At 74.1% G+C, this 25,339-nt stretch carries 23 protein-coding genes; 5 read left to right on the forward strand and 18 right to left on the reverse strand.

The window, feature by feature from the left end:
* The first annotated feature begins 13 nt into the window (after positions 1-13).
* From CFP66_RS43690 to meaB, 3 genes are read left to right on the forward strand one after another with little or no spacing between them, the layout of a single operon-like run.
* A complete protein-coding gene (locus CFP66_RS43690) occupies positions 14-1,939 on the forward strand; it encodes a methylmalonyl-CoA mutase family protein (RefSeq protein ID WP_094931297.1) in 1,926 nt (641 codons plus the stop codon).
* On the forward strand, positions 1,936-4,101 hold the full coding sequence (gene scpA, locus CFP66_RS43695) for a methylmalonyl-CoA mutase (RefSeq protein WP_094931273.1): 2,166 nt from the start codon (positions 1,936-1,938) through the stop codon (positions 4,099-4,101). Before CFP66_RS43690 ends, scpA begins: the two co-directional genes overlap by 4 nt.
* Before the next feature lie 3 nt (positions 4,102-4,104).
* Positions 4,105-5,088: a methylmalonyl Co-A mutase-associated GTPase MeaB gene (meaB, locus tag CFP66_RS43700; RefSeq protein WP_094931274.1), complete on the forward strand. Its 984-nt coding sequence runs from the start codon at positions 4,105-4,107 to the stop codon at positions 5,086-5,088.
* Positions 5,089-5,127: 39 nt separating this feature from the next.
* Here the strand turns inward: meaB and CFP66_RS43705 are convergent, their stop codons facing one another.
* Positions 5,128-6,381, reverse strand: coding sequence for an MFS transporter (locus CFP66_RS43705; protein ID WP_094931298.1), 1,254 nt, complete (start codon positions 6,379-6,381; stop codon positions 5,128-5,130).
* A gap of 203 nt (positions 6,382-6,584) precedes the next feature.
* Between CFP66_RS43705 and CFP66_RS43710 the strand changes: the two genes are divergently transcribed.
* The gene (locus CFP66_RS43710; RefSeq protein ID WP_094931275.1) at positions 6,585-7,388 is read left to right on the forward strand and encodes a metal-dependent hydrolase; all 804 of its coding nucleotides are present in this window, start codon (positions 6,585-6,587) and stop codon (positions 7,386-7,388) included.
* 21 nt (positions 7,389-7,409) lie between these two features.
* Complete coding sequence (locus CFP66_RS43715) at positions 7,410-8,222, forward strand: DUF1932 domain-containing protein (RefSeq protein WP_233160226.1); 813 nt, start codon at positions 7,410-7,412, stop codon at positions 8,220-8,222.
* Positions 8,223-8,314: 92 nt separating this feature from the next.
* Here CFP66_RS43715 and CFP66_RS47680 read toward each other — a convergent pair whose 3' ends face one another.
* The 17 genes from CFP66_RS47680 to CFP66_RS43795 form a co-directional block, all read right to left on the reverse strand.
* Positions 8,315-8,497, reverse strand: a complete 183-nt coding sequence (locus CFP66_RS47680) for a hypothetical protein (RefSeq protein ID WP_143517603.1) — start codon at positions 8,495-8,497, stop codon at positions 8,315-8,317.
* A gap of 185 nt (positions 8,498-8,682) precedes the next feature.
* Positions 8,683-9,894: a CehA/McbA family metallohydrolase gene (locus CFP66_RS43720; RefSeq protein WP_094931276.1), complete on the reverse strand. Its 1,212-nt coding sequence runs from the start codon at positions 9,892-9,894 to the stop codon at positions 8,683-8,685.
* A gap of 3 nt (positions 9,895-9,897) precedes the next feature.
* Positions 9,898-11,019 (reverse strand): ABC transporter ATP-binding protein, encoded by a 1,122-nt coding sequence (locus tag CFP66_RS43725; RefSeq protein ID WP_094931277.1) that lies wholly within the window; start codon positions 11,017-11,019, stop codon positions 9,898-9,900.
* The gene (locus CFP66_RS43730) at positions 11,019-11,840 is read right to left on the reverse strand and encodes a carbohydrate ABC transporter permease (protein ID WP_198962089.1); all 822 of its coding nucleotides are present in this window, start codon (positions 11,838-11,840) and stop codon (positions 11,019-11,021) included. Before CFP66_RS43730 ends, CFP66_RS43725 begins: the two co-directional genes overlap by 1 nt.
* Positions 11,837-12,757 carry a carbohydrate ABC transporter permease gene (locus CFP66_RS43735; protein WP_198962090.1) on the reverse strand — a complete coding sequence of 307 codons (921 nt, stop codon included), beginning with the start codon at positions 12,755-12,757 and terminating at the stop codon, positions 11,837-11,839. Before CFP66_RS43735 ends, CFP66_RS43730 begins: the two co-directional genes overlap by 4 nt.
* Entirely contained in the window at positions 12,729-14,153 is a 1,425-nt protein-coding gene (locus tag CFP66_RS43740; protein WP_094931279.1) for an extracellular solute-binding protein, read from the reverse strand. The genes CFP66_RS43735 and CFP66_RS43740 overlap by 29 nt, the downstream gene beginning before the upstream one ends.
* A gap of 82 nt (positions 14,154-14,235) precedes the next feature.
* On the reverse strand, positions 14,236-14,976 hold the full coding sequence (locus CFP66_RS43745) for a GntR family transcriptional regulator (RefSeq protein ID WP_094931301.1): 741 nt from the start codon (positions 14,974-14,976) through the stop codon (positions 14,236-14,238).
* Between the two features lie 166 nt (positions 14,977-15,142).
* Positions 15,143-16,432 carry a TRAP transporter large permease gene (locus CFP66_RS43750; protein ID WP_094931280.1) on the reverse strand — a complete coding sequence of 430 codons (1,290 nt, stop codon included), beginning with the start codon at positions 16,430-16,432 and terminating at the stop codon, positions 15,143-15,145.
* A complete protein-coding gene (locus CFP66_RS43755) occupies positions 16,432-16,980 on the reverse strand; it encodes a TRAP transporter small permease (protein WP_094931281.1) in 549 nt (182 codons plus the stop codon). The genes CFP66_RS43750 and CFP66_RS43755 overlap by 1 nt, the downstream gene beginning before the upstream one ends.
* On the reverse strand, positions 16,977-18,047 hold the full coding sequence (gene dctP, locus CFP66_RS43760) for a TRAP transporter substrate-binding protein DctP (protein ID WP_094931282.1): 1,071 nt from the start codon (positions 18,045-18,047) through the stop codon (positions 16,977-16,979). Before dctP ends, CFP66_RS43755 begins: the two co-directional genes overlap by 4 nt.
* A 37-nt stretch (positions 18,048-18,084) precedes the next feature.
* The gene (locus CFP66_RS43765; protein ID WP_094931283.1) at positions 18,085-19,275 is read right to left on the reverse strand and encodes a CaiB/BaiF CoA-transferase family protein; all 1,191 of its coding nucleotides are present in this window, start codon (positions 19,273-19,275) and stop codon (positions 18,085-18,087) included.
* Between the two features lie 13 nt (positions 19,276-19,288).
* Complete coding sequence (locus CFP66_RS43770) at positions 19,289-20,467, reverse strand: acyl-CoA dehydrogenase family protein (protein WP_094931284.1); 1,179 nt, start codon at positions 20,465-20,467, stop codon at positions 19,289-19,291.
* 89 nt (positions 20,468-20,556) lie between these two features.
* Entirely contained in the window at positions 20,557-21,297 is a 741-nt protein-coding gene (locus CFP66_RS43775) for an IclR family transcriptional regulator (RefSeq protein WP_094931285.1), read from the reverse strand.
* Positions 21,298-22,291: 994 nt separating this feature from the next.
* On the reverse strand, positions 22,292-23,020 hold the full coding sequence (locus CFP66_RS43780) for a ferredoxin reductase (protein ID WP_094931286.1): 729 nt from the start codon (positions 23,018-23,020) through the stop codon (positions 22,292-22,294).
* 17 nt (positions 23,021-23,037) lie between these two features.
* Entirely contained in the window at positions 23,038-23,646 is a 609-nt protein-coding gene (locus tag CFP66_RS43785) for a sulfite oxidase-like oxidoreductase (RefSeq protein ID WP_094931287.1), read from the reverse strand.
* Positions 23,647-23,685: 39 nt separating this feature from the next.
* Positions 23,686-24,690 (reverse strand): hypothetical protein, encoded by a 1,005-nt coding sequence (locus CFP66_RS48840; protein WP_198962091.1) that lies wholly within the window; start codon positions 24,688-24,690, stop codon positions 23,686-23,688.
* Between the two features lie 10 nt (positions 24,691-24,700).
* Positions 24,701-25,174, reverse strand: a complete 474-nt coding sequence (locus tag CFP66_RS43795) for an NUDIX domain-containing protein (RefSeq protein WP_369805282.1) — start codon at positions 25,172-25,174, stop codon at positions 24,701-24,703.
* Between the last annotated feature and the right edge of the window lie 165 nt (positions 25,175-25,339).

The following is a 25,339-nucleotide window of genomic DNA, read 5'->3' on the forward strand; positions in this document are numbered from 1 at the left end:
GGAGTGGCACCGCATGAACACGTCCCAGGTCGACAGCGACGCGCTCGACGCGGGCGCGCCGTCGGAGCCGGAAGAGCTGACGCTCGCCGCGGAGTTCCCCGCGGCCGCGCGCGCGCAGTGGTCGGCGCTCGTCGACCAGGTGGTGCGCAAGGCAGGGCGCATCCCGCCCGACGCCCCGGCCGGAGCGGGCGTCGAGCGGCTGGAGTGGACCACCCCTGAGGACATCCGGGTGCGCCCGCTCTACACCGCCGACGACGCGCCCGACCCGGCGTCGGCCGGCGTGCCGGGCGCGGCGCCGTTCGTACGCGGGGGGCGGGCGAACGGCCCTGCCCCGGACGGCTGGGACGTGCGGCAGCGCCACGCCGAGCCCGATCCCGCGGCGGCCCGCACGGCGGTGCTCGCCGACCTGGAGAACGGCGTCAGCTCGATCTGGCTGGCCGTCGGTGCGGAGGGCACGGCGGTCGCCGACCTGCCCGCCGTCCTCGAGGGCGTGCAGCTCGACCTCGCCCCCGTGGTGCTCGACGCATCGGCGGACCCGGCCGGCACCGAGATCGCCGCGGCGGAGGCGCTGCTCGCGCTGGCCGCCGACCGCGGGGTCGCGCCCGCCGACCTGCGCGCCACCCTCGGTCTGGACCCGGTGGGGCGCCGCGCCCGCACCGGCGCCGGCCCGGACGTCGATACGGTCGTGCCGCTCGCCCGGCGCGTCGCGCAGGGATACCCCCGGGTCCGCACGGTCGTCGTGGACGCGCTGCCGGTGCACGGCGCGGGGGCCTCGGACGCGCAGGAGCTGGGCTTCTCGCTCGCCGCGGGTGTCGCGTACCTGCGCGCGCTGACCGGTGCCGGGCTGGACCTCGCCGGCGCGGCGGGGCAGCTGGAGTTCCGCTACGCGGCCACGGCCGCGCAGTTCCCCACGATCGCGAAGCTGCGCGCGGCGCGGCGGCTGTGGTCGCGCGTCACCGAGGCCTGCGGGGCCGCCCAGGGATCGACGGCGCTGCCCCAGGTCCAGCACGCCGTGTCGTCGCCGGCGATGCTCACCCGCCGCGACGCGCACGGCAACCTGCTGCGCGGCACCGTCGCAGGCTTCGCGGCCGGGGTCGGTGGCGCCGACGCGGTCACGGTGGCCCCGTTCGACGCCGCGCTCGGCGCGTCCGAGCCCTTCTCCCGGCGGATCGCGCGCAACACCCAGGCGCTGCTGGTGCAGGAGTCGCACCTGGCCCGGGTGGTCGATCCGGCAGGCGGCTCGTGGTTCGTCGAGTCGCTCACCGCGGAGCTCGCGGCCGCCGCCTGGACGTTCTTCCAGGAGATCGAGGCCGCAGGCGGTGTCCTCGCCGCGTTGGACGCCGGGCTGGTGGCCGAGCGGGTGGCGGCGGTCCGGGAGGGACGCGAGCGCGCGGCCGCGCGGCGCACCGCGCCGATCACCGGGGTGAGCGAGTTCGCCGACCTGGCGGAGCCCGTGCTGGAGCGCCGGCCGGTGCCGGAGCCACCCGGTGGCGGGCTGCCGCGCTTCCGGCCCGCCGAGCCCTACGAGGCGTTCCGGGACCGCTCCGACACCGTGCTCGCCGAGACCGGCGTCCGGCCGCGGGCGTTCCTCGCGACGCTGGGACCGCTGTCGGCGTACACGACGCGTGCGGGCTTCGCGCGCAACCTGCTCGCCGCGGGCGGTATCGAGACGCCCGAGGCCGGACCCACGGAGACGGCGCAGGAGGTGGCCGCGGCCTTCACGGCTGCCGGCACCGGCGTCGCCGTCCTGTGCTCGACCGACGCGCTCTACACCGAGCGGGGGGCGCGGACGGTGGAGGCGCTGCGGGAGGCGGGCGCGCGGCAGGTCCTGCTGGCCGGGTCGGCCGACGTGCCCGGCCTGGACGGGCACCTCGCGGCCGGCGGCGACGCGCTCGCCGTGATCGACTCGGTCTACACCGCGCTGGAGGATGTGCGATGACCATCCCGGACTTCACGCAGGTGCCCTTGGACGGCGGTGCGGCCCCGGCGGGGGGGTGGACCGGCGACGTGCCGATCTGGGAGTCCCCGGAGGGCATCGGGGTGAAGCCGCTCTACACCGCGGCCGACGTCGCGGGGCTGGACTTCCTCGACACGTTCCCGGGTATCGCGCCCTACCTGCGGGGCCCGTACCCGACGATGTACACCACGCAGCCCTGGACGCTGCGCCAGTACGCGGGCTTCTCCACGGCGGCGGAGTCGAACGCGTTCTACCGGCGCAACCTGGCGGCGGGGCAGAAGGGCCTGTCGATCGCGTTCGACCTGGCCACCCACCGCGGCTACGACTCCGACCACCCCCGCGTCGGGGGCGACGTCGGGATGGCGGGGGTGGCGATCGACTCGATCTACGACATGCGGCAGCTGTTCGACGGCATCCCGCTGGGTGAGATGTCGGTGTCGATGACGATGAACGGCGCGGTGCTGCCCGTGCTCGCGCTCTACATCGTGGCGGCGGAGGAGCAGGGGGTGGCGCACGAGCAGCTGGCGGGCACCATCCAGAACGACATCCTCAAGGAGTTCATGGTCCGCAACACCTACATCTACCCGCCGCAGCCCTCGATGCAGATCATCTCCGACATCTTCTCGTTCACCTCGCGGGAGATGCCGAAGTTCAACTCGATCTCCATCTCCGGTTACCACATCCAGGAGGCCGGAGCCACGGCCGACCTGGAGCTGGCCTACACCCTCGCGGACGGGGTGGAGTACCTGCGGGCCGGGATCGATGCGGGCCTGGACGTGGATCGGTTCGCGCCGCGCCTGTCGTTCTTCTTCGGCATCGGCATGAACTTCTTCATGGAGGTGGCGAAGCTGCGGGCGGCGCGGCTGCTGTGGGCGAAGCTCGTGCGCCCGTTCTCGCCGCAGAGCGACAAGTCGCTCTCGCTGCGCACCCACTGCCAGACCTCGGGTTGGTCGCTGACCGCGCAGGACGTCTACAACAACGTGGTGCGCACGTGTGTGGAGGCGATGGCCGCCACCCAGGGGCACACGCAGAGCCTGCACACCAACGCCCTGGACGAGGCGCTCGCGCTGCCCACGGACTTCTCGGCGCGCATCGCGCGCAATACGCAGCTGTTGTTGCAGCAGGAGTCGGGCACCACGCGGGTGATCGACCCGTGGGGTGGCAGCCACTACGTGGAGCGGCTCACCTACGACCTGGCGCGGCGGGCGTGGGCGCACATCGAGGAGGTCGAGCGGGCCGGTGGGATGGCGCAGGCGATCGACGCGGGCATCCCGAAGCTGCGGGTGGAGGAGGCCGCGGCGCGCACGCAGGCCCGGATCGACGCCGGGCGGCAGCCGGTGATCGGGGTGAACACCTATCTGCCCGACGCCGACGAGGACATCGACGTCCTCAAGGTCGACAACGCCGGTGTGCGCCGCGAGCAGCTGGAGAAGCTGCGGCGGCTGCGCGAGGAGCGCGACGACCGCGAGGTGGATGCGGCGCTCTCGGCGTTGACGTCGGCGGCCGCCTTGATCGCGGAGGGTTCGCCGCGTTCGCAGGAGCAGAACCTGCTGGGCCTGTCGGTGGCGGCGGCGCGGGCGAAGGCCACGGTGGGGGAGATCTCCGACGCGCTGGAGAAGGTGTTCTCGCGCCACTCCGGTCAGATCCGGATCATCTCCGGTGTGTACGCGCACGAGGCAGGCCAGAACCCCGTGATCGAGCGGGCGCGTGAGCTGGTGGAGTCCTTCGCCGTGCGGGAGGGCCGCCAGCCGCGCATCCTGGTGGCGAAGGTGGGCCAGGACGGGCACGACCGCGGCCAGAAGGTGATCGCCACGGCGTTCGCCGACCTCGGTTTCGACGTCGACGTCGGTCCGCTGTTCTCCACGCCGGCCGAGGTGGCGCGCCAGGCGGTGGAGGCCGACGTGCACGTCGTCGGGGTCAGCTCGCTCGCGGCCGGGCACCTGACGTTGGTGCCGGAGTTGCGCGCCGAGCTCGCGACGCTTCAGCGCGAGGACATCGTGGTCGTCGTCGGCGGCGTGATCCCGCCTGCCGACCACCCTGCGTTGAAGGAGGCCGGGGCGGCGGCGGTGTTCGGGCCCGGCACCGTGATCGCCGAGGCTGCGGTCGACCTGCTCGGCACGCTCAGCGCGCGGCTGCACGGGTGAGCCGTGGCGCGTGAGGTGGACGTCGCCGCCCTGGCCAAGGGCGTGCTCGACGGATCGCGGACGGTGCTGGCGCGGGCCATCACGCTCGTCGAGTCGCACCGGCCCGATCACCGGGAGGCCGCGCAGCAGGTGCTGATGGAGCTGCTGCCGCGGGCCGGCGGGGCCCGCCGCGTCGGGATCAGCGGGGTGCCCGGTGTCGGGAAGTCGACGTTCATCGAGGCGCTCGGCACGCGGCTCACCGGGGCGGGCCACCGCGTGGCCGTGCTCGCCGTCGACCCGTCCTCCACGCGGACGAAGGGCTCGATCCTCGGCGACAAGACCCGGATGGCGGCCCTGGCGAACGACGAGAACGCGTTCGTGCGGCCCTCCCCGAGCGCCGGCACGCTCGGGGGCGTCGCGCGCGCCACCCGCGAGACGATCGTGCTGATGGAGGCCGCAGGGCACGACGTGGTGCTGGTGGAGACCGTCGGCGTCGGGCAGTCCGAGGTGGCCGTTGCGGCGATGGTCGACACGTTCCTGCTGCTCACGATGGCCCGCAGCGGCGACTCCCTGCAGGGGATCAAGAAGGGCATCCTCGAGCTGGCCGACGTCGTCGCCGTCAACAAGGCCGACGGCCCGCACGAGGCCGACGCCCGTGCCGCGGCCCGGGAGCTGCGCGGCGCCCTGCGGCTGCTGACCCCGGTCAGCGAGGCCTGGACGCCCCCGGTGCTGACCTGCAGCGCGCAGACGGGCAGCGGGATGGACGAGGTGTGGACGTCGGTGCAGGAGCACCGCGCCGCGCTGGAGGAGGCCGGCGAGCTCGAACCGCGCCGCGCAGCGCAGCAGGTGCAGTGGATGTGGGCGGTGGTCCGCGACCGGCTGCTCGACCGCCTGCAGTCCGACCCCGGTGTCCGCGACGCCCTCCCCGACGTCGAGCGGGCGGTCCGCGAGGGCGAGCTCACCCCCACGCTGGCCGCCCAGCAGCTCCTGGACCGCCTCGGAAGGTGACCCTCGGAAGGTGACCCTCGGAAGGTGACGGCGCGGCCCTCAGACGAGTGCCGGTGCCGGCTCGTCGGTGTCCGGCGGCCGGATCGGATCGAGCCGGGCCGGCCGTCGCGCGGCACGGATCCTGACGAGCGCGGCCGTCGCTGCGACAGCGGCCACCAGTGCGACCGACCCGGACACCTCGAGGGCGGTCGTGGGCCCCAGGGTCTCCGACAGCCAGCCCACCAGCGGGCCGCCGAGCGCGCCTGCGCCGGCCGACACGGTGCCCTGCGCCGCCACCACCCGCCCGCGCATGTCGTCATCGCTGTCGAGCTGCACGCGGGTGCCCAGCACGGTGTCGATGACCACCGCACCCGCCGCGATGGGCAGGATCACCGCGGCGAACTGCAGAAGGCCCGTGGAGAACCCGCTGAGGACCTGCAGCGCGCTCGTGACGAGGGCGGCGCCGAGCAGCACGCGGACCCCGAGCTCGCGCCAGTTGGCGGCGAGCAGCCCGCCGCCGACCGTGCCCACGGCGAACACGGTGGACAGCAGGCCGAACCCGGCTGCGCCGGCCTGCAGCGGACCGTTGCTCATCGCGGCCATCGACACCTGGTAGTTGCGGCCGAGGCTCGAGAGCACGAAGCCCAGTGCGAACAGGACCAGCAGCCGCGGCTCACCCCGCAGGTAGCGGAACCCGGCCGGCACCCCGCTGCGCTCGGGTCGGCTGACCTCCATCACGTGCAGCTCGCCCGGCCGCAGGGCGAGCACCGCGATGATCACGGCGCCGAAGCTGAGCGCGTTGACACCGAACAGGAGTGACGCGCCGCCGAACCCGGCGAGCACCCCGCCGAGGCTCATGCCCAGGATCCGGCCCGTCGAGTTGAAGACGCTGCCCAGCGCGAGCGCGTTGCCCAGACCCGCCCGCCCGACGACCTGGGCCGCGAGCCTGGTCATCGGTGGCCCGTCGAACGCCGCGACGAAGCCCGTGAGCACGGCGATGCCGTAGATCACTGTGGTGGACGCGCCGGTCAGGGAGATCAGGGCGAGCGTCCCCGCCAGCAGCAGGTGCAGGGTCTGGGTGACGAGGACCAGCGGACGCAGTGGCAGCCGGTCGGCCAGCGCACCCGACCACGAGCCGAGCACCAGCATGGGGACGGCCTGGAACAGGATCGTGAGACCGACCGCGGTGGCCGAGCCCGTCGACTCGAGGACGAGCCAGTTGAGCCCGAGCACCTGCATCCAGGTACCGGTGGAGGAGACGAGGTCCGATGCAGCCCACAAGCGGTAGTTGCGGTGGCGGAGTGCGCGAAACATCGGCGGCATGTGTGGCCGCAAGAGGAGCCTTTCGGGGGAGCCTTCGGGGGCCGTCGTGACGGCCGCACGCCCCCGTCCAACCCACTGCTGGGCGGGGCAGAATCCCGATCGGCCCCGTTTTGAGGCGCACGCCACGTTTAGTTGCTGGAGGAGCCCGGCGCGCCCGGCCCGCCGTCGTGGCCCGATCGGGTTAACGTCGCGGAGTGCTCGGGGTCAGTCACGCGTTGTCGGGAGCGGCCCTCGGGCTCGCGGTGGTGGGCTTCGTGCCGGAGCTCCTGGGTGCGCATCCCGACGCCGGCACCGTCCTGACGTTCACCGCGGTCTGCGCGGGCGCGGCACTGCTACCCGACCTCGACCACCCGTCCTCGACGGCCACCCGACGGTTCTCGGTGGCGTCCTGGCTGGCGAGCCGCGTGGTGCGGCCGCTGTCGCGGCTGGTCTACAACCTCACGCGGGGGCGCCGCGACACCGGCCGCGGCTCCCACCGGGGCCTCACCCACACCGTCGTCGGTGCCGTCCTCCTCGGGCTGGCGGTGAACCTGGCATCCGCCCGCTTCGGCGCCCCGGTGCTGATCGGCACGCTGTTCGTGTGCCTCGCTCTGGCGATCAAGGGTCTCGACGCGCTGGTGCCCGGCCCGCCGTCGCTGGTGATCGCGGCCGGGCTGACGTACGCGGTGGAGCAGTTCGTGCCGGGTGGCACGGCGGGCACCGCGGGCTGGCTCGGCGCGGCGGTCGCGCTGGGGATGGTGGTGCACTCGGTCGGCGATGCCGTCACCGAGACCGGCGCCCCGCTGCTGTGGCCGCTACCGATCCGGCAGCGGCACTGGTACCCGGTGGGCAGCCCGCGACCGCTCCGGTTCCGCACCGGCGGCAAGGTCGAGGCGTGGGTGGTGGCCCCCGCGCTCACCCTCGCGGTGTTCCTGCTGGCGGCGTTCGTGGTGCCGGGGGTGGCGCCGGTGTTGCTGCAGGTGCGGGCCGTGGTGGAGGGGCTGATCGTGGGCGGCTGAGCCACCGACGATGATGCACGGGTGGACACACCCTTCCCGCCTCGGCCGGTGGTCGGGATCCTGCACCCGGGCGCGATGGGCGCAGCCCTCGGCTCGGCGCTCAAGGCCAGAGCGGGGGCGGTGATCTGGGCCGATGCCGGCCGCAGCCACGCCACCGCCAAGCGCGCCGAGCTCGCCGACCTCATCGCCGTGCCCGACGTCGGCGAGCTGGCGCGCCGCGCGCACGTGATCGTCTCGATCTGCCCGCCGGACGCGGCCGCGGCCGTCGCGCAGGAGGTGGCGGCCGCGGCGGCCGGTCGCCCGGACCCGCCGCTCTACGTCGATGCCAATGCGGTGGCCCCGGCGACGGTGCGGGAGATCGGCACGCGGCTGGGCGTCGGCCAGGTGGTGGACGCGGCCGTCATCGGCCCGCCCGCCTGGGAGCTCGGTCGCACGGTGCTGTGGCTCTCGGGTGTGGCCGCGCCGGCCGTCGCCGATCTCTTCGCCGGCACCCCGTTCACGGCGCGGGTGCTCGGGTCCGACCTCGGCGCGGCCAGCGCCCTGAAGGCGTGTTACGCCCTGCAGACCAAGGCCTTGCCGACCGTCTGGGCGGTGCTCGCGTCGGCCGCCGACGCCTACGGCGTGCAGGACGCGCTGCGCGAGCAGCTGGCCGGTGACGGGGTGGACCTGGGCGCCCACCTCGACGCGCTGCAGGCACGCGCCGGCGCGAAGGCGTGGCGCTGGGCGGGGGAGATGGACGAGGCCGCGGCGGCGCTGGCGGCCGTCGACGTGCCGGACGGGTTCTCCCGCGCCGCCGCGCAGGTGTACCGCCGGATGGCCGAGCGCCGGGACTGAGCCGGTCCGGAGCGCGGACCGCCGCCGCACCGAGGGGGAGGGAGGCGGCGGCGGTCTGCACGGGGCCTGCGGCCCCGGGTCGAGGGCGGTCGTCAGTCGTCGCCGGAGTCCCCGCCGGAGTCCCCGCTGCCGTGGCTGCTGGACCAGCCGCGGTTGCCGGGAGAGCTGTTCGAATCCGATTCGGAGCCGGCTGCCGCCGCCGGCGCGAGCACCGCCAGCACCGTGCCCACCACCGCGCTGACCAGCACTGTTGCCACCAAAGGCTTGCGTCGCATGCGCCCAGCTTGGCGCGTCGGGCCCGGTCCGTCGCGGCGCTGGCACACATCGCACTCGAAGGTGTCCCTCCAGACGCGCGATCGAGCGATGTGACTGCGGAGCGTGTCCGCGGCAGTCGTCCGGAACGGGGACCTGTCCGCCGGTCGGGGCTGGTCGCGAGGGGTGTCGTCGTCGGCGGTGGCGCTCAGGTGGCGAGGGCGACGACCGTGTTGTCGGCCGCCTCGAGCCGGTGCGGGCCGGGCCGGCCCGGGAAGGCCCGACGGTCGCCGAGGACCACGCGGCGCCCGCCGTCGGGGTCGACGAGGTAGGTGCCGTCACCGTCGACGGCGAGCAGCTCGTCCCCGACCCGCAGCAGCACCGGGGCGTCCCGCCCGGCACTGATCGCGATCCGGCCCGCCGGGAGCGCGGCGAGGACCCCGGCGGGGGTGTCCGTGCCGCCGTCCGCCTGCACCCAGGTGGTCGGAGCGCCGAGCGGCCGCCCGTGCACGGGGGTGTGGTAGTCGCTGCCGCCGAGCGGGAGCACGCTCGCGTCCCAGGCGAGCCACCAGGCGAGCGGGCCGCCCCAGCGGCGGTCCAGCCACGTCCAGTGCCACAGCTCGGCGAACCGGGGGCGGCGGCGCATCGGCAGCCGCCACGCGCAGTCGGCCGCGAGCGGGTGGTTGATCGAGAGCAGCCCGCCGCGGCGTTCGGTCTCGGTGAGCCAGTCGTCGGCGGGGCGGCGGAAGTCGATCCAGCCGATGTCGCCGAACGCGTTGGCGTGGCCGGTGTCGCGGGTGACCTCCTGGCCGGGCAGCAGCAGCACCCCGGCGCGCAGTCCCGCGTCGGGCAGCTCGCGGTGGTGACTGACGGTGTTGTGGTCGGTGACCGCGAGGAAGTCGAGCCCGCCCGTGGCGGCGAGCGCGGCGAGCTCGTCGACGGTCAGCGCGCCGTCGGAGTGCACGGTGTGGCTGTGCAGGTCGCCCGCGAGCCAGACCATCCCGGGTTCGGCGGGCAGGGCACGCCGCGGGCGGCGCTGCGGCACCGGTGGAGGGGCGAGCGACGGGGGATCCGGCGCCGGGACGGCCTCCACCCGCACCTCGAACGGCGCCCCGTCGCGCGGGACGCGGTGCAGCCCCAGGCACACGTGCCAGACGCCGGGCTCCACCGGGCCGGGCAGGTAGCCGGGAGTGGCCAACCCCGCCCCGATCGTGAACCGCTCGCGCGCCCCACCGGACCAGCCGCGGAAGCCGGACGGGCCGAAGCAGCCCAGGTCGAGGACGGCAGAGCTGCGGTCGTGGTCCAGCTCCACGGAGATCGCCGCGGTGCCGGGAGGCACCTCGACCGGCAGCAGCCGGTAGAACTCCTCGGCGCGGTCCTCGAGGGTCCAGCGGCCGCGGTGGACGGCGAGCGGTGCCACGGCTCAGGACCCCGTGCGGGCGAGCGCGGGGTCGGTGGGTGCCGCACGGTCGCTGCCCACGAGCTCGCCGTCGTCGGCGCGGTAGAGCAGGACGCGCTGCGGCGCGGCCACCGCCCAGCCGCGGCTGCCCGGCTCGGGTTCCTCGCCCTCGGGCACCGTGACCTGCACGGTGTGCTCGCCCACGTCGAGCGACACCAGCGACCCGACGCCCATGTTCTCCACGATCACCACGGTGCCGCCCAGGCCGGTGGCCACCTCGGTGGGGGAGAAGGTCATGTACTCCGGGCGCGCGGCGTAGACCACCTGCTCCCCGTCGCGCACGTGGGCGCGGGCGGACCCGGGCACCGGTGCGGACGTGCCGGCCACCCGCACCGCGTCGCCCTCGACGACGGCGGGGATCAGGTTCATCGGGGTGGAGCCGATGAACCCGGCGACGAACGTGCTGGTGGGGCGCTGGAACACCTCCTTGGGTGTGCCGATCTGGCGGATGCGCCCGGCCTCCATCACGGCCATCCGGTCGCTCATCGCGAGTGCCTCGGCCTGGTCGTGGGTGACGAACACGGTGGTGACGCCCAGGTCGCGCTGCAGGCGCTTGAGGAACGTGCGCGCCTCCAGGCGCAGCCGCGCGTCGAGGTTGGACAGCGGCTCGTCGAACAGGAAGGCCTGCGGGTGGGCCACGACCGCGCGGGCGAGTGCCGCCCGCTGCTGCTGGCCGCCGGACAGCTGCCCGGGGCGGCGTTCGAGCAGGTGCCCGAGGCTGAGCCCCTCGGCGGTCTGCGCGGCCCGGTGCCGGCGTTCACCCTTCCCCACCTTCTTGATCCGCAACGGGTAGGCGATGTTGTCCTGCACGCTCATGTGCGGGAACAGCGCGTAGTCCTGGAACACCATCGCGACGTCGCGCGCGCCCGGCGTGAGGCCGGTGACGTCGCGCCCACCGATCCGGATGGTCCCCGACGTCGCCGTCTCCAGCCCGGCGATGGTGCGCAGCAGCGTGGTCTTGCCGCAGCCGGACGGGCCGAGCAGGGCGAAGAACTCGCCGTCGCGGATGGTCAGGTCGAGCCCGTCGACGGCCTGCACGCCGCCGGGGTAGGTCTTGACCAGCGACTCCAGCTGGATGTCGGCCATCAGCGCTTGATCCCTCCGTGGAAGCGGAACCCGTAGCGCCGGTTGACGAACACGTACATGGCGACGACCGGGATCGAGTAGAGCAGTGAGAACGCCGAGATCAGGCCCAGGTTCGCCTGCCCACCCTCGGTGTAGAAGGTGTAGAGCACGACGGCGGCGGGCGCCTTCTCCGGGCTGCGCAGCAGGATGAACGGGGTGAGGAAGTTGCCCCAGACGTTCACGATCGCCCACACCGCGATGGTCGCGATCCCCGGGCGCACCGTGGGCAGCACGACATCGCGCAGGATCTGCAGCGGCCCGGCCCCGAACACCCGCGCCGACTCCTCGTAGGAGCGCGGGGTGGCGTCCATGAAGTCCTTGAGGATGAAGATGGCGGCGGGCAGCAGTCCGCCGGAGAGCACCAGCACCACGCCGAGCTGCGAGTCGATCAGGTTCAGCTCGAACATCAGCAGGAAGATCGGCACCATCGCCGCGGTGCCCGTGACGATCGAGGACAGCAGCAGCAGGACGTAGAGCAGCGCGTCGCGGCCCGGGATCGACACCCGCGACAGCGCGTACGCGGCCAGCGCCCCGAGCACGGTCACCAGCACCGCGCTGCCCACCGACAGGAGGATCGAGTTGCCCAGCGATGTGAGCGCGTAGGGGTTCTCGAGCAGGCCGGTGAAGTTCTGCCACGTCCAGTCCGGCAGCGATGTCGTCAGCGTCGGGGCGGTGTCGAACGGCGCCGACAGCAGCCACAGCACCGGGATCGCCATGAACGCGGTGATCAGGGCGATCACCACGTAGAAGGCGACCCTTCCGGCCCACTCCCGCCCCGTCACGGCCGGCGCTCCCGCAGCAACCGGAGGTAGACCACGGCGATCACCAGGTTGATCAGCAGCATCAGCAGCGAGATGGCGCTGCCGAAGCCGAGCTGCCCGTCGAAGATCGCCACCTGGTAGACGAACACCGGCAGGATCTCCGAGCGCCCGTCCGGCCCGCCCGCGGTGATCAGGTACGGGGCGAAGTCGTTGAACGTCCAGAGGCTGATCAGCAGCAGGTTGGTGAGCACGTGCCCGCGGATGTGCGGGAACACGACGTCGCGCAGTTGCTGCATGCCGGACGCACCGACCATCCGCGCGGTCTCCAGCTGCGAGGGCGGCACGGCGTTCAGCGCCGCGCCGAAGAGCAGCATCGAGAACGCGGTGCCCCGCCACGTGTTGAACACGATGATCGACAACATCGGGTACTGCAGCAGCCACCCGACGCCCGGCGTGCCGAGCAGCGTGTTGAGCGAGCCCGTGTCGCGGTCCAGCAGCGCGATCCACAGGAACGCCACCACCGAGCTGGGCAGGATCCAGGCCAGCATCACCAGCGACTCGACGACGGTGCGGACCACCCGCGGGGAGGTGCGCAGCATCCAGGCCAGCGCGAAACCGAACACGCACTGCCCGATCACCGCCGAGCCGAGCACGTAGAGCAGCGTCAGCCACAGCGAGTTCAGGAAGTCCGGGTCCGACAGCGCGCGGGTGTAGTTGTCCAGCCCGACGACCTCCGGGCGGGCCGCGGCCAGCCCGGTGAGCCGGTAGTTCGTGAGCCCGAGGTAGAGCGTCCAGAGCGCCGGGTAGACCAGGAAGACCGCCACGAGCGCCAGCGCCGGCACGACGAACGCCGTGGCCCGGGTCCTGCCCAGGCCGGCCGCATCCGTGGCAGCGGGGCCGCGGCGCGCCTCAGCCGGTGGTGATGTCGTCAGCGCCACCCAGCACACCCTCCAGCGCGGTCCGGTAGTCCTGCGCGGCCTGCTCCGGTGGCGTGCCGGCGACGACGGCGGCCGTGGCCTCCTGCAGCGCCTTCGAGACCTGCGGGTACACGGCCAGGCCCGGCCGGTAGCCGGTCAGCGGGAGCACCTGCTCGGCCACGAAGCTCAACATCGGGTCGGTCGCGAGCGCCTCGGCGTTGACGTCCGCCCGCTGGGTGATGCGGGCGGAGTCGCCGAGGCGAGCGCGCACCGCGTCTGCCGAGTTCATGAAGGCGAGCAGCTCCCAGGCCTGCTGCGGGTACTGCGTGTTCGGGTTGATCGCGTTCATGCTGCCGCCGGACATCGAGACGAAGTCCTGTCCGTTCACCCCGGTGCCCGGTCCCTGGGCGGGGATCTTGGCGTAGCCCACGACCTCGTCGCGGTCGGCCATGGGAGCGATGCCGACCTCGGGGTGGACGACCGAGCGCCAGAAGTAGTCGCTCTCGAACAGCATGCCGACCCGCCCGGCGGCGAACTCCTGGAAGCTCTTGTCGCGGCCCTGCGCCTCCTGCTGCAGCAGCGGGTCGCCCAACCCGCCGCCGTAGACGGCCCCGTAGAAGCCCAGCACGTCGCGCACCGCGGCGGTGTCGCCCTGCCAGCCGCCCTCGCCGTGCAGCGCCGCGCCGGCGCCGGCCAGCAGCGGGAGCACACCTTGCATGGTGGTGGCCTCGCCCATCGCGGTGCCCGCGTTGAGCTGGATCGCGTCCACGTCCGGCAGCTGCGCGAGCGCGCGCCCGGCGTCGAGGATCTCCTGCCAGCTCGCCGGCTGCCACTCGGTGGGCAGTCCGGCCCGGGCGAAGAGCTCCTTGTTGTAGAAGATCACGCGCCCGTCGGAGCCGTCCGGGATGCCGTAGCGCTGCCCGTCGAACGTGGCGAGCTGCTCGACCGCGTCCGGGACCTGGGCCCAGCCCTCCCACCCGGCCGCCGCGGGTCCGACCACCTCCTCGAGCGGGCGCAGGTAGCCGGCCTGGGCGAACTCGCCGACCCAGATGCCGTCCAGGGACACGATGTCGGCGCCGGCGCCGGAGCGCATGTCGAGCGACTGGCGCGTCTTGTACTGCTCGTCGTCCACGCCCGACGGCACGAACGTCACCGTGGCCTGCACGCCCTGCGCGGCCATCTGCTCGGTGAACCGCGGGATCACGTGGTCCACGATCCAGTCGGCGTCGCGCGCGTTCTTGCCGCCCTGCGCGGAGTTGCCGGTGATCGTGAGCGTGACCGTCTCGGCGCCGGCGCCCCGCTGGGGATCCGCCGGGGCGGTGCCGCCCATCGACCCGCCGTCGGCGCAGCCGGCGAGCGCGATCGCGGTGACCGTGCCGAGCGCCAGGAGCGAGCGACTCGTTCTGCTGGGTGTCATCGATGCGTCCTCGCTGACGACGGGAACCTACGGGCGGTGATCCTGGAGCAGTCCAGCACGTCTGTCCATCGGCCTGAACGATCTAGCGGCCGGTGAGCGCCACCTCGAACGAGTAGCGCGAGGCGCGGTACAGGTGATCGCCGTACTCCACGACCACGCCGCGCTCGTCGAACGTGGTGCGTCGCATCGTCAGCAGCGGTGCGCCGCGGGTCTCGTCGAGCAGCGCGGCCTCCGCGGCGGTGGCCCGCCGGGCGCCGATGCTCTGGTTCGCCGAGGCCGGCGCGACGCCCGCCTCGCGCAGCACCTCGTAGAGCCCGCGCTGCGCCAGCACGTCCGCGTCGAGCGGGGCGAGGTCGGCGCGCAGGTGGTTGCGCAGGAGGGCGAGGGGCTCACCGCGGGTCCGGCGCAGGCGTTCCAGGGCCACCACGGGCGTGCCGTCGGCCACCTCGAGCGTCGAGGCCACCACCCCGGACGCCGGTTCGACGCGGTGCGCGAGGACGGTCGTGGTCGGATCCTGACCGGAGCTCGTCAGGTCGTCGAACAAGCTCGTGAGGTCCACCGGGCGGCGTACCCGGGCCCGCGCGACGTGGGTGCCGACGCCGCGCTTGCGGACCAGGAGGCCCTTGTCGACCAGATACTGGATGGCCTGGCGCATCGTGGGGCGCGAGAGCCCCAGCTCCTCGGCGAGCGCGATCTCGTTGTCCAGCCTCGACCCGGGCGGCAGCTCGCCGGACTCGATCGCCTGCTCGAGCTGGTGGGCCACCTGGAAGTAGAGCGGCACCGGGCTGGCGCGGTCCACCAGCACCTGTGGACGCTCGGGCATCACCTCACCTCCTCGCCGGCGAGGCGGACGGTGGCGATAGGGCCGAGCTCGTCGAGGACGAGGTGCACGGTCGGGGCGGTCATGCGGGCGCGGGCCTCCATCGCTGCCGTTGGTCCGGACAACCTAACGATCGCCTCGGTCCGGCGACAACGGCCCGCGCGCCCCCTCAGCCCGCCATCGTCCCGGGCAGCCACAGCACGATCTGGGGGACGAACGTGAATAGCAGCACGACCACGAGCATCGCCACGACGAACGGGACCACGCCGCGGAACACCTGCTCCGTGGGTTGGCGGGTGGCACGGGCGACGATGAAGACGTTCAGCCCGAGCGGGGGGCTGACCAGACCGATCTCGGCGAGCAGCACCACCATCACGCCGAACCACACCGGGTCGTAGCCCAGCTGCTCGACCACCGGGAGCACGATCGGCACGGTGAGAGCGAGGATCGCCATCTGGTCGAGGAACGCGCCGAGCACCAGGTAGACCACGGCGATCCCGAGGAACACGACGGCGGCGGGCGCGGGGATCGAGGCCACGGCGCCCACCACGGTCTCGGTCACCCGGGTCAGCGTGAGGACGTAGCCGAAGACGTGCGCGGCGGCGATGATCAGCAGGATCATGACGCTGGAGCCGAGCGTGTCCAGCAGCGCGGCGCGGATCTCGGGGGCGCCGAGCCTGCGCCGGACCAGGCCGATCGCGAGCGCTCCGGCGGCGCCGAGCGCGGCGGCCTCCGTCGGGGTGGCGAGGCTGAGGTAGATGCTGCCGGTGACCAGTGCGAACAGCACGGCGACCGGCGCCACGGCGGTCAGGGTCCGGACCTTCACCGCCAGCGGGTGCCGCTCACCGCGGGGCGCGAGCTCCGGGCGGCGGCGCACGAGCAGCAGCGTCGTGACGACGAGCGCGACGGTCACGAGCACCCCGGGGAGGAATCCCGCCACGAGCACCTGCCCGACGCTCTCCTCGGCCAGCACGGCGTAGAAGACCAGGATGATGCTGGGCGGCACCATCGCCGCGAGCGTGCCGACCACCGCGACCAGGCCGCCGGCCAGCCGCGGGTCGTAGCCGCGGCGGGTCATCTCCGGCACCGCGGTCGACGCGAGCGTGGCCGCGGCCGCCGTGCTGGAACCGGAGATGGCGGCGAAGACCGCGCCGGAGAGCGTCGTCGCGACGCCGAGCCCGGCCGGGACGCGGCCCACCCAGATGCGGGCGGCGTCGAACAGCTCGCCCGCCACCCCGCTGCGCAGCACGAACTGCGCCATCAGGATGAACAGCGGGATGGGCGTGAGCGAGTAGGCCGACACCGCGGTGTGCGGGGTGGTCTCCAGCACGCCGAGGACCAGCTGCGGTCCGCCCTGCAGCAGCAGGCCGATGACCCCGGCGATGCCGATCGCGAATCCGACCGGGACCCGGACGAGCAGCAGGACCAGCAACAGGACGATGACGAGGGCGGCGAGCATCAGATCGCCTCCGCCACGACGGACTGCTCGTCGTCGGGATCCTCGGGTGCTTCGGTGGGGCGCACCACGAGCGTGCGCAGCAGCCGCGCCAGCAGTACGACCCCGCCCACCGGCACCATGACCGTCGAGGTCCAGACGGGCCAGGACAGCTCGGCCCCGCCGGGCGGCGGGATGTCGCCGCCGGCCCACGCCGCGCCCGTCAGGGCGAGGCCACCCCAGGTGAGCGCGGCGACGAACAGCGCCGACAGGACCGTCCCCACCGCGGTGCACCCGCGCTGCGCCGCGACCGGCAGCGCCCGGAACAGCACGTCGATCCGCACGTGGGCGCCCGCGCGGACGGTGTACGGGAGCCCGAGGAAGAAGAAGCCGATCAGGAGGTAGTCGCTGATGAACGCGAGCGACCACGACATCGGCGCAGCGAGGACGTAGCGCAGCAGCACCTCGAGCACCATGAGCGCGGCCAGCGCGAGCAGCGCGGTGGCGGCGACCGCGGCCAGCGCGTCCTCCACGCGGCGCAGCACACTGTCGAACCCGTCCCGCGGCGTCATCGGGCGTCCGCCTGCTGGTCGCGCAGGGCGGCGAGCATCGCGTCCAGGACGGCGCGGCCGGGCAGGCCCAGGCGCTCCATGTCGGCCACCCACCGGTCCCGGACCGGCGCCACGGCGTCGTGCCAGCGGCGCTGCTCGTCAGGGGTGAGGGTGTGGAAGGCCAACCCGCCCGCGGCGAGCTCGGCCCGGGACGCGGCGTTCTCCTCGTCGATGGCGCGGCACAGGTGCCGCGTCGTGTCCCGGCCGGCCTGCGTCAGCGCGGCCTGCAGGTCGGCGGGCAGGGCGTCCCACGCCTGCGTACCGATCGAGTAGGTGATCGTGAAGCTGCCCAGCTGCGCGCCCTCCGTGGAGTGCGTGGCGGCCTCGTCGAGGCGGTAGGGCAGGGCGCTCATCGGGCCCAGCACCGTCCCGTCCACGGTGCCGCGGGAGATCGCCTCGTACATCTCGGTGACCGGCATGGCCACCGGCGCCGCGCCGAGCTGCGCCACCGCGCGGTCGATCGCCCCGCCCGACGAGCGCAGCTGCATGCCCGCGACGTCCGACGGCTCGGTGACCACCCGGCTGCCCCCGGTCATCACCTCGTAGCCGGGGATGACTCCGACGAGGAGCGGGTGCAGGCCGTCCGGCGCGAAGTCCGCCTCCTGCAGCACGCCGCCCCCGGTCATCAGCGACTCGGCGGCCAGCGAGCCCCGGCAGGACGTGGGGCTCATCGCGGGCAGGTCGGCGACCCCGGACAGCGGCAGCTGCGACGCCACGTACCCGGGGGAGACCATCGCGACGTCGACGACACCGGAGCGGGCCAGGCTCACGAAGTCCTCGGCGGCACCGAGCTGCTCGGACGGGAAGTACTCGAACCGCACGCGCCCGCCGGTCAGCTCGCCGACCCGCTCCATGAAGAAGCGGGCGCCGTCGCGCGAGACCGGGTGGGTGGTGGGGAAGGAGTCGGCGAGCACGAGCGTGGTCGTGCCCGGCGGGCCGCCGCTCGCGCAGCCGGCGGTGAGCGCCAGCAGGATCGCGCCGAGCGCCGCGCCCACTCGGGCGCGTCGGGCGGGGCGGGGACGGGCCATCGTCGCTCTCCTTCGAACGGACGTCGGGCGTCGGGTGTCAGGGCCGCGGGTCGGGCGCCACCGCGACGCCGTCCTGCACCAGCGCGTCGATCTCGGCGGCGCTGTAGCCGTGCTCGGCGAGCACGGCCACGGTGTCGGCGCCGTGCGCGGGCGGGGCGCAGCGCACCGCGCCGGGGGTGCGCTCGAGCTTGATCGGGATGCCGACGCCGCGGTAGCCGTCGTGCTCGACCACCATCTCGCGGTGCCGCACCTGGGGATCCTGCAGCGCGGTGGCGACGTCGTGCACCGGCGCGGAGGGGACACCGCGGGCCAGCAACGCCGCGCCGAGGGCCTCGCCGGTGAAGCGGGCGACGGCCGCGGCGAGCAGCGGCCGCAGCGTCGCCGCCGCCTCGGCCCGGTCGGCGTTGGTGCGGAACCGCGGGTCGTCGGCCAGCTCCGGCAGGCCGAGCACGTCGACCAGGTCGCGGAACTGCCGGTCGTTGCCGACCCCGACGAACAGCGGCCCGTCCTGCGCGGCGAACGTCTCGTAGGGCACGAGCGTGGAGTGGGCCGAACCGGTGCGCCGCGGCGGCGTGCCGTCGGCGAGCCAGGCCGTGGAGTGCGGGTGCAGCAGCGAGACGGCGGTGTCGAGCAGGGCGCAGTCGACGAGCTGGCCGCGCCCGGACTGCTCCCGCTCGCGCAGCGCGAGCAGCACCCCGCCGAACGCGTGCAGCCCGGTGACGAGGTCGGCCACCGGCACGCCCACGCGCAGCGCGGGGCCGTCCGGTTCGCCGTTGATGCTCATCAGCCCGCCGTGGGCCTGGGCGACCGCGTCGTAGCCGGGCGCGCCGCCGAGCGGGCCGTCGGTGCCGAAGCCGGTGATGCGGCAGCGCACGAGCCGGGGGAACCGCTGCGCGAGCAGCTCGTCGGGCAGGCCCCACCGGGCGAGGGTGCCGGCCTTGAAGTTCTCGATCATGACGTCGGCCGGGGCGAGGAGGCGTTCCAGCACTTCGAGGCCCCGCGGCGTGCGCAGGTCGAGCGCGAGCGCGGACTTGTTGCGGTTCATCCCCGTGTAGTAGGCGCTCATCCCCGGCCCGACGAACGGCGGGCCCCACGCCCGGGTGTCGTCGCCCGCCGGGGACTCCACCTTGATCACGTCGGCGCCGTGGTCGGCGAGCAGTTGCGCGCAGTAGGGGCCGGCGAGCACGCGGGACAGGTCGACGACCCGCAGGCCGTCCAGGGCGCCCATCAGTACGACCCCATCAGTACGACCGCGGCAGGTCGAGAACGTGCTGGGCCACGTAGTTGAGCACCATCTCCTGGCTCACCGGGGCCAGGCGCAGGATGCGCGACTCGCGGAAGTAGCGCTCCACGTGGTACTCGCGGGCGTACCCCATGCCGCCGTGGGTCTGGATGGCCTGGTCGGCGGCCTGGAACCCGGCCTCGGCGCAGAGCCACTTGGCCATGTTCGCCTCGCGCCCGCAGGGCAGGCCCCGGTCGTAGCGCCAGGCGGCCTGCCGCGCCATGAGCTCCGCCGCGTCCAGCCGGGTGACGGCCTCGGCCAGCGGGAACGCCACACCCTGGTTCTGGCCGATGGGGCGGCCGAACACCACACGCTCGCGGGCGTAGCGGGTGGCGCGCCGCAGCGCCGCGCGTCCGATGCCCAGCGCCTCGTGCGCCAGCAGGATCCGTTCGGGGTTGAGCCCGTCGAGCAGGTAGGTGAACCCCTTGCCCTCCTCGCCGACGCGGGCCCGCGCCGGCACCCGCAGGTCCTCGATCAGCACCTCGTAGGAGGCCACGGCGTTGCGGCCCATCTTCGGGATCGGCTGCAGCGTCACGGCGCCGGACGCGACGCCCTCGGCGAGGTCCACGAGGAACAGCGACATGCCCTCGGTCGGCTTCGCGACCTCCTCGCGCGGGGTGGTGCGGCAGATCAACACCATCTTCTGGGAGTCGCCCGCCTTGGTGATCCAGACCTTCCGGCCGCGGATGACGTAGTCGGTCCCGTCGCGGCGCGCGACCGTCGAGATCCGGGTGGTGTCGGTGCCCGCGTCGGGCTCGGTGACGGCGAAGCAGACGTGCAGCGAACCGTCCGCGGCCGCCGGCAGGACCTCCTGGCGCAGCTCCTCGCTGCCGTGCTTCACCACGGTGTTCAGCCCGAAGATCGTCAGGTGCATCGCGCTGCACCCGTTCATCGCGGCCCCGGACGCCGCGACCTCCTCCAGCAGCAGCGCCGCCTCGAGGATCCCCAGCCCGCCGCCGCCGTACTGCTCGGGGACGGCGATGCCGAGCCACCCGCCCTCGGCGAACGCCGCGTAGAACTCGTGCGGGAACTCGCCGCGCGCGTCCCGCTCGGCCCAGTACTCGTCGGGGAACCGGGCGGCCAGCGCGCGCACCGCGGTGCGCAGCGTCTGCTGGTCGTCGGTCAGGGCGAAGTCCATCCGCGGTCCTCGTTCGCATATACGAATAGCTCGGCGTATTTACGAACGCCGAGAGTAGTGAGCGGCGCCGTGGAGTCAAGGGGGAGCGGTTACCCGGCCAACTCGGCGGCCAGCTCGCCGACGATGCCCGGCAGCAGGGCGGCCACCTCGTCGAGCCGGTCTCCGAGACGCACCGTCGGCCCGGCGACCGCGAGGCACCCCACCGGCTGGCCGTGGACGAGCACCGGCGCCGCGGCCGCGCTGACGTCGGGCAGGGTCTCCCCGCGGTTGAAGGCGACACCGTCGCGGCGCACCCGCTCCAGCTCGGCGCGGACCTGCTCGACGTCGCCGGCCGCCACGTGCTCGGACAGGTAGCGGCGCAGCGCGGCCGGCGGGGTGTGGGCGAGGAAGCACTTGCCCGAGCTGGTGGGGTGCAGCGGGCGGCGGGTGCGCAGCGGCGCGGAGTAGCGGATCAGCTGCGACGACTCCGCCACGTCGGTGTAGACCACCGAGTCACCGACCCGGGTGCACCACATGACGGTCTCGTCGAACGCGGCGCGCAGCCGCTGCATCCGCGGCCGGACCGCGTCGAGCGCCGTGACCGGCGGGGCCAGTAGCGCCGACACCGCCGGCCCGAGCCGGTAGGCGCCGTCCTGCTCGCGCAGGTAGCCGTCCGCGACCAGGCCCTTCACCAGCCCGAAAACCGACGACTTCGGGGCGTCGAGCAGCTCGGCGAGCGCCCCGAGCCGCACACCGTCGCGCTGGCGGGCCACCGCCTCGAGGATCGAGGTCACCCGCCGGACGGTCCGGTGCTCCTTCGCGACCGAGCCACCCGCTCCTCCCGCAGTCACGCCGCGACTCTAGAGCCCCGACCCCACGACCAGCAGCGACCCACCCGCCCCACTGATCGTTCCGACCCGCACGCTTCGGACAGGCCGATCGCCGTGAGCCGTGCGTGATGGTGGTCCGCTCGGCGCGGTGTGCGTCTCGGACGGATCGATCGCCGCGAACGGTACGTGACGGCGGTCTGCCGGACGCTGCTTCGCGTCTCGAGCCGATCATGGTCACGATCGTGGGTTGCGCGCAAGTGGTTGCGGGCGGGTCGTCTGTCGTGCGCTGATCGTTCTGACCGGTGCGCCATTGCGGTGGGTGCGGCGCTGGTGTGCGGCTCAGATGGATCGATCGTCGTGAGTCGTGCGTGGTGGTGGTCTGCTCGACGCTGGTGTGCGTCTCGGGCCGATCATGGTCGCGATCGTGGGTGGGCGAGCCGGTGATCGCCGGCGGGCCGCCTGCCGCGCGCTGATCGTTCTGATCGGTGCGTCATGGTGGTGGGTGCGGCGCTGGTGTGCGGCTCGGATGCGTTGATCGTCGTGAGTCGTGCGTGGTGGTGGTCTGCTCGACGCCGGTGTGCGCCTCGGGCTGATCACTGGTGGCGGGCGGTCTGCGGCCGTCCGCGCGCTGGTCGCTGTCAGTCGTACAGCACTGCGGCTCGGACCGCAGTGGTGTGCGTCTCGGAGTGGTCGCTCTGGCCGGGCGTGGGTGGGGCCGCGGCTGCTGATCGTTGTGAGTCGTACGGGACGGCGGCTCGGACGACGTGGTGTGCGGCTCGGACCGATCGATCGTTGTGAGCCGCACATCGCGGCGGTCTGGACGACCCTCGCGTGCGGCTCGGGACGATCGATCCGTGCGAGCCGCACACCGGTGCGGTGTCCGCAGCGGTGGTGTGCCTCTCGGAACGATCTTGGCCGCCGGCGTCGGAGAAGGGCGCGATTGTGGTGTGCGGCTCGCAGCGATTTCGGCTTGTCGACGCCGCCCGGCGGCGTGCGTCTCCGGGCTCGGCTGTCCTCAGCCGGAAGGGCCGAAGCGCTCCACGCGGATGCTCCCCGCCGGCACGCCCGCCTCGATCAGCACGGTGGTGGCCGCGTCGGCGAAGCCCGTGGAACCGCAGACGTAGGCCGTCTCGCCGCCGCGCACGAGCGGGGCGACGTCGGCGAGGGCGAGGCGGCCGGCCGCGCGCCCGGCGTCGGGGGGAGCTTGGCGGGTGTAGACGACCGTGGCCTCGGGGCCGGGCAGCTCGCCGGCGTAGTAGAGGTCGGCGGGGGAGCGGGCGGAGACGACGAGCCGCACCAGGTCGGCGCGGCCGGTGCGGCGGGCGTGACGCAGCATCGCCATCAGCGGCACCACCCCGGACCCGCCGCCGACCAGCAGCGCGGGCCCCGCGCCGTCCCAGGCGAAGAACCCGCCGATGGGGCCACGCACCTCGAGCTCGTCCCCGGGTTCGACGACCCCGTGGAGGAACTCCGAGACCTCACCGTCGTCGAGCCGCTCGACGGTCAGCTCGATCTCGCCGGTCTCGTCGGGGGCGGAGGCGATCGAGTAGTCGCGCGAGGCGGTGTAGCCGTCCTCCGCGGTGAGCCGCACGACGTAGTGCTGCCCGGGCAGGTGCGGGCGCGGCTCGGGCAGCGCGAGGCGGAAGGTGCGGGCGTGCGGGGTCTCGTCGTGCACCGCGAGCACGCGCGCGGACTGCCAACGCAGGGTGCGGCGGTGCGTGGTGCCGCCGGGGGTGGCGGTCATCGGTTGCGCACCACGGCTCAGTCGCCCTGGTAGCGTTGCTCGGCCCACGGGTCGCCGCGGTCGTGGTAGCCGTTGCGCTCCCAGAAGCCCTGCTCGTCGTGGTCCATCAGGCGCAGGCCCGACACCCACTTGGCGCTCTTCCAGAAGTACAGGTGCGGCACGAGCAGGCGGGCGGGGCCGCCGTGGATCGGGGTGAGCGGCTGCCCGTCGACGTCCCACACGACCCAGGCCTTGCCGCCGGTGAGGTCGGCCAGCGGCAGGTTGGTGGTGTAGCCGGTGTGCGACAGCGCCATCACGTGCGTGGCGCCCGGCTGCGGGCGTGCCGCCTCCAGCAGCGTGTCGACCGACACCCCGTCGAAGCGCATCCCGAACTTCGACCACGTCGTGACGCAGTGGATGTCGCCCTCGTAGCGGGAGCGCGGCAGGGCGTGGATCTCGTCCCAGTCCCACGTGACGGTGTTCTCGACGAGGCCCTCGACCGTGAACGTCCAGCGCTCGGTGCCGATGTCCGGCGTGGCCTCGACGTGCAGCACCGGCCACTCGTCACGGGCGTCGTACTGCCCCGGGGGCAGCCGCGGGTCGCGCTCGCGCCGTCGTCCGACGAAACCTCGGGTGATACCGGCCATGTTCTCCTCAACCTCCGCCCGCCCGGATCATTCCAGGCCCTACCGCCGCAGCGGTCGGGCGGTCGTCTCCGGGACGGCGGCCGCGGCGGGCCGGCGCGCGCCGAGCCACGCGAGCAGCGCTGCGGACGCGTCCTCGGCGAGCGCGCCCGGCCGGTCCGTGCCGAGGCGGCGCCGGCTCGCGGCTCGCAGGCGCACCCACAGCAGCGCGTTCCCCACGGCGGCTGCCGCACCGACGAGGCCGGGAAGCCCGCTGTCGTGCCCGTCGCGGCGGGCGACGGCGCCTGCGGAGGCGGCGCCGAGCGCGATCCGGGGCGCGAGGCCTTGCGGGGCCAGCCGGCTCGGGACGACCGGCAGCTTGTCGAGGACGAGCTCACCGGCGGCGGCCACGGCCATGAACGCGCCGCCGGTCCGGCCGCCGAGGCGCGAGGCGAGGGCGCCGGAATCGTCGCGGCGGGATGTCAGCGCGACCGCGGTGATCCCCGCGGTGCTGCGCGAGCCGGTCGCGGCGCCGAGCGCGGCAGCGCGCAGCAGCGCTCGCGGGTCCGCGTGCGGCACCGCTTCGCGGCCCTCGGCCACCCTGGAGACCGCCACGAGCGTGGCGTGCGTCGTGCACCCGTACACGAGGTGCGGGATCGCGTCGGCCGCCCAGTCCACGGCGCTCCAGCGTCGGGGGTCGCTGATCCGCAGCACCGCGAGCGGGCCGTCGCTCGCGGCCATGGCCGCGAGTCCGAGCAGCGGGCCGCCCACGGCCGTCGGCATCCGGACACCGGCCGCCCGAAGCATCCCGGCGAGCCCGCCGAGGCCCACCCCCGTCGCCGTTCCCGCGAGCGCGCCGAGCGCGGTGAGCCGGTGGGCCCGGGCACGGCGGCCGCCGGGGACGGTGACCCCGGACGCCCCGGCCAGCGCGGCGACGACCCGCTGCGGTGCGTCGCTCGGCGGCCGCGCGCGCACCGCCGTGTCGACGTAGGTCGCGGTCGTGAGGGCGGTCGTGCCGGCGGCGCCCGCCGCCGCGCCCCGCAGCAGCCCGGAGAGCAGGGATCCCATGAGGTGACTGCTACCCGGCGAGCAGTGCCGGCAACCGGTCCAGCAGCGGGAGCTGCCCCTTCGTGATCTTCCGGCGGGCCGTGTCGAGGTCGAACCACGCTGCCCGGTCGATCTCCGGGAACTCCCGCTGCGTGCCCGACCGCGGCGGCCACTCCATCGTGAACACGCCGGGGACGATCGCGTCGGCGTCGAAGTCGGCGGCGAGGGCGAATGCCGTGATCCGCTTGCCGCCGGAGAGCCGGACCTCGCCGAGCTCGACCAGCGGACCGGCGGGCAGGGGCGCGCCGAGCTCCTCGGCGAACTCGCGCGCGGCGGCGGCGCGCGGCTCCTCGTCGGGCCCGTACTCGCCCTTCGGGATCGACCACGCCGCGTCGTCCTTGCGCGCCCAGAACGGCCCGCCCATGTGCCCGAGCAGCACCTCGACACCCCCGGGGACACCCCCGGCCCGGTGCAGCACGACCCCCGCGCTCCGTGTCGCCATCACCGCAGTCTTCCAGCCGGCGAGCGAGACGTACGCACCGAGAGCGCGACACCCGTACGGCGAGACCCCGACTCGCAGTGAGGATGTAGGGGAGCCCCGCAGCGGTCGTTCTGGCTCACCGACTCGCTGACCGTGGTGTCCTGCGCCCGATCTGCCGGGTGACCGCTG

It is taken from the genome of Pseudonocardia sp. MH-G8, from assembly GCF_002262885.1.
Taxonomy (GTDB): Bacteria; Actinomycetota; Actinomycetes; order Mycobacteriales; family Pseudonocardiaceae; genus Pseudonocardia.

Bases quoted from the DNA above. Each gene is read 5' to 3' on its own strand.
- CFP66_RS43690 (WP_094931297.1), top strand. From the start codon at position 14: ATGAACACGTCCCAGGTCGACAGCGACGCGCTCGACGCGGGCGCGCCG.
- scpA (WP_094931273.1), top strand. From the start codon at position 1,936: ATGACCATCCCGGACTTCACGCAGGTGCCCTTGGACGGCGGTGCGGCC.
- CFP66_RS43705 (WP_094931298.1), bottom strand. From the start codon at position 6,381: ATGTTTCGCGCACTCCGCCACCGCAACTACCGCTTGTGGGCTGCATCG.
- CFP66_RS47680 (WP_143517603.1), bottom strand. From the start codon at position 8,497: ATGCGACGCAAGCCTTTGGTGGCAACAGTGCTGGTCAGCGCGGTGGTG.
- CFP66_RS43725 (WP_094931277.1), bottom strand. From the start codon at position 11,019: ATGGCCGACATCCAGCTGGAGTCGCTGGTCAAGACCTACCCCGGCGGC.
- CFP66_RS43740 (WP_094931279.1), bottom strand. From the start codon at position 14,153: ATGACACCCAGCAGAACGAGTCGCTCGCTCCTGGCGCTCGGCACGGTC.
- CFP66_RS43745 (WP_094931301.1), bottom strand. From the start codon at position 14,976: ATGCCCGAGCGTCCACAGGTGCTGGTGGACCGCGCCAGCCCGGTGCCG.
- CFP66_RS43750 (WP_094931280.1), bottom strand. From the start codon at position 16,432: ATGCTCGCCGCCCTCGTCATCGTCCTGTTGCTGGTCCTGCTGCTCGTC.
- CFP66_RS43755 (WP_094931281.1), bottom strand. From the start codon at position 16,980: ATGACGCCGCGGGACGGGTTCGACAGTGTGCTGCGCCGCGTGGAGGAC.
- dctP (WP_094931282.1), bottom strand. From the start codon at position 18,047: ATGGCCCGTCCCCGCCCCGCCCGACGCGCCCGAGTGGGCGCGGCGCTC.
- CFP66_RS43765 (WP_094931283.1), bottom strand. From the start codon at position 19,275: ATGGGCGCCCTGGACGGCCTGCGGGTCGTCGACCTGTCCCGCGTGCTC.
- CFP66_RS43770 (WP_094931284.1), bottom strand. From the start codon at position 20,467: ATGGACTTCGCCCTGACCGACGACCAGCAGACGCTGCGCACCGCGGTG.
- CFP66_RS43780 (WP_094931286.1), bottom strand. From the start codon at position 23,020: ATGACCGCCACCCCCGGCGGCACCACGCACCGCCGCACCCTGCGTTGG.
- CFP66_RS43785 (WP_094931287.1), bottom strand. From the start codon at position 23,646: ATGGCCGGTATCACCCGAGGTTTCGTCGGACGACGGCGCGAGCGCGAC.
- CFP66_RS48840 (WP_198962091.1), bottom strand. From the start codon at position 24,690: ATGGGATCCCTGCTCTCCGGGCTGCTGCGGGGCGCGGCGGCGGGCGCC.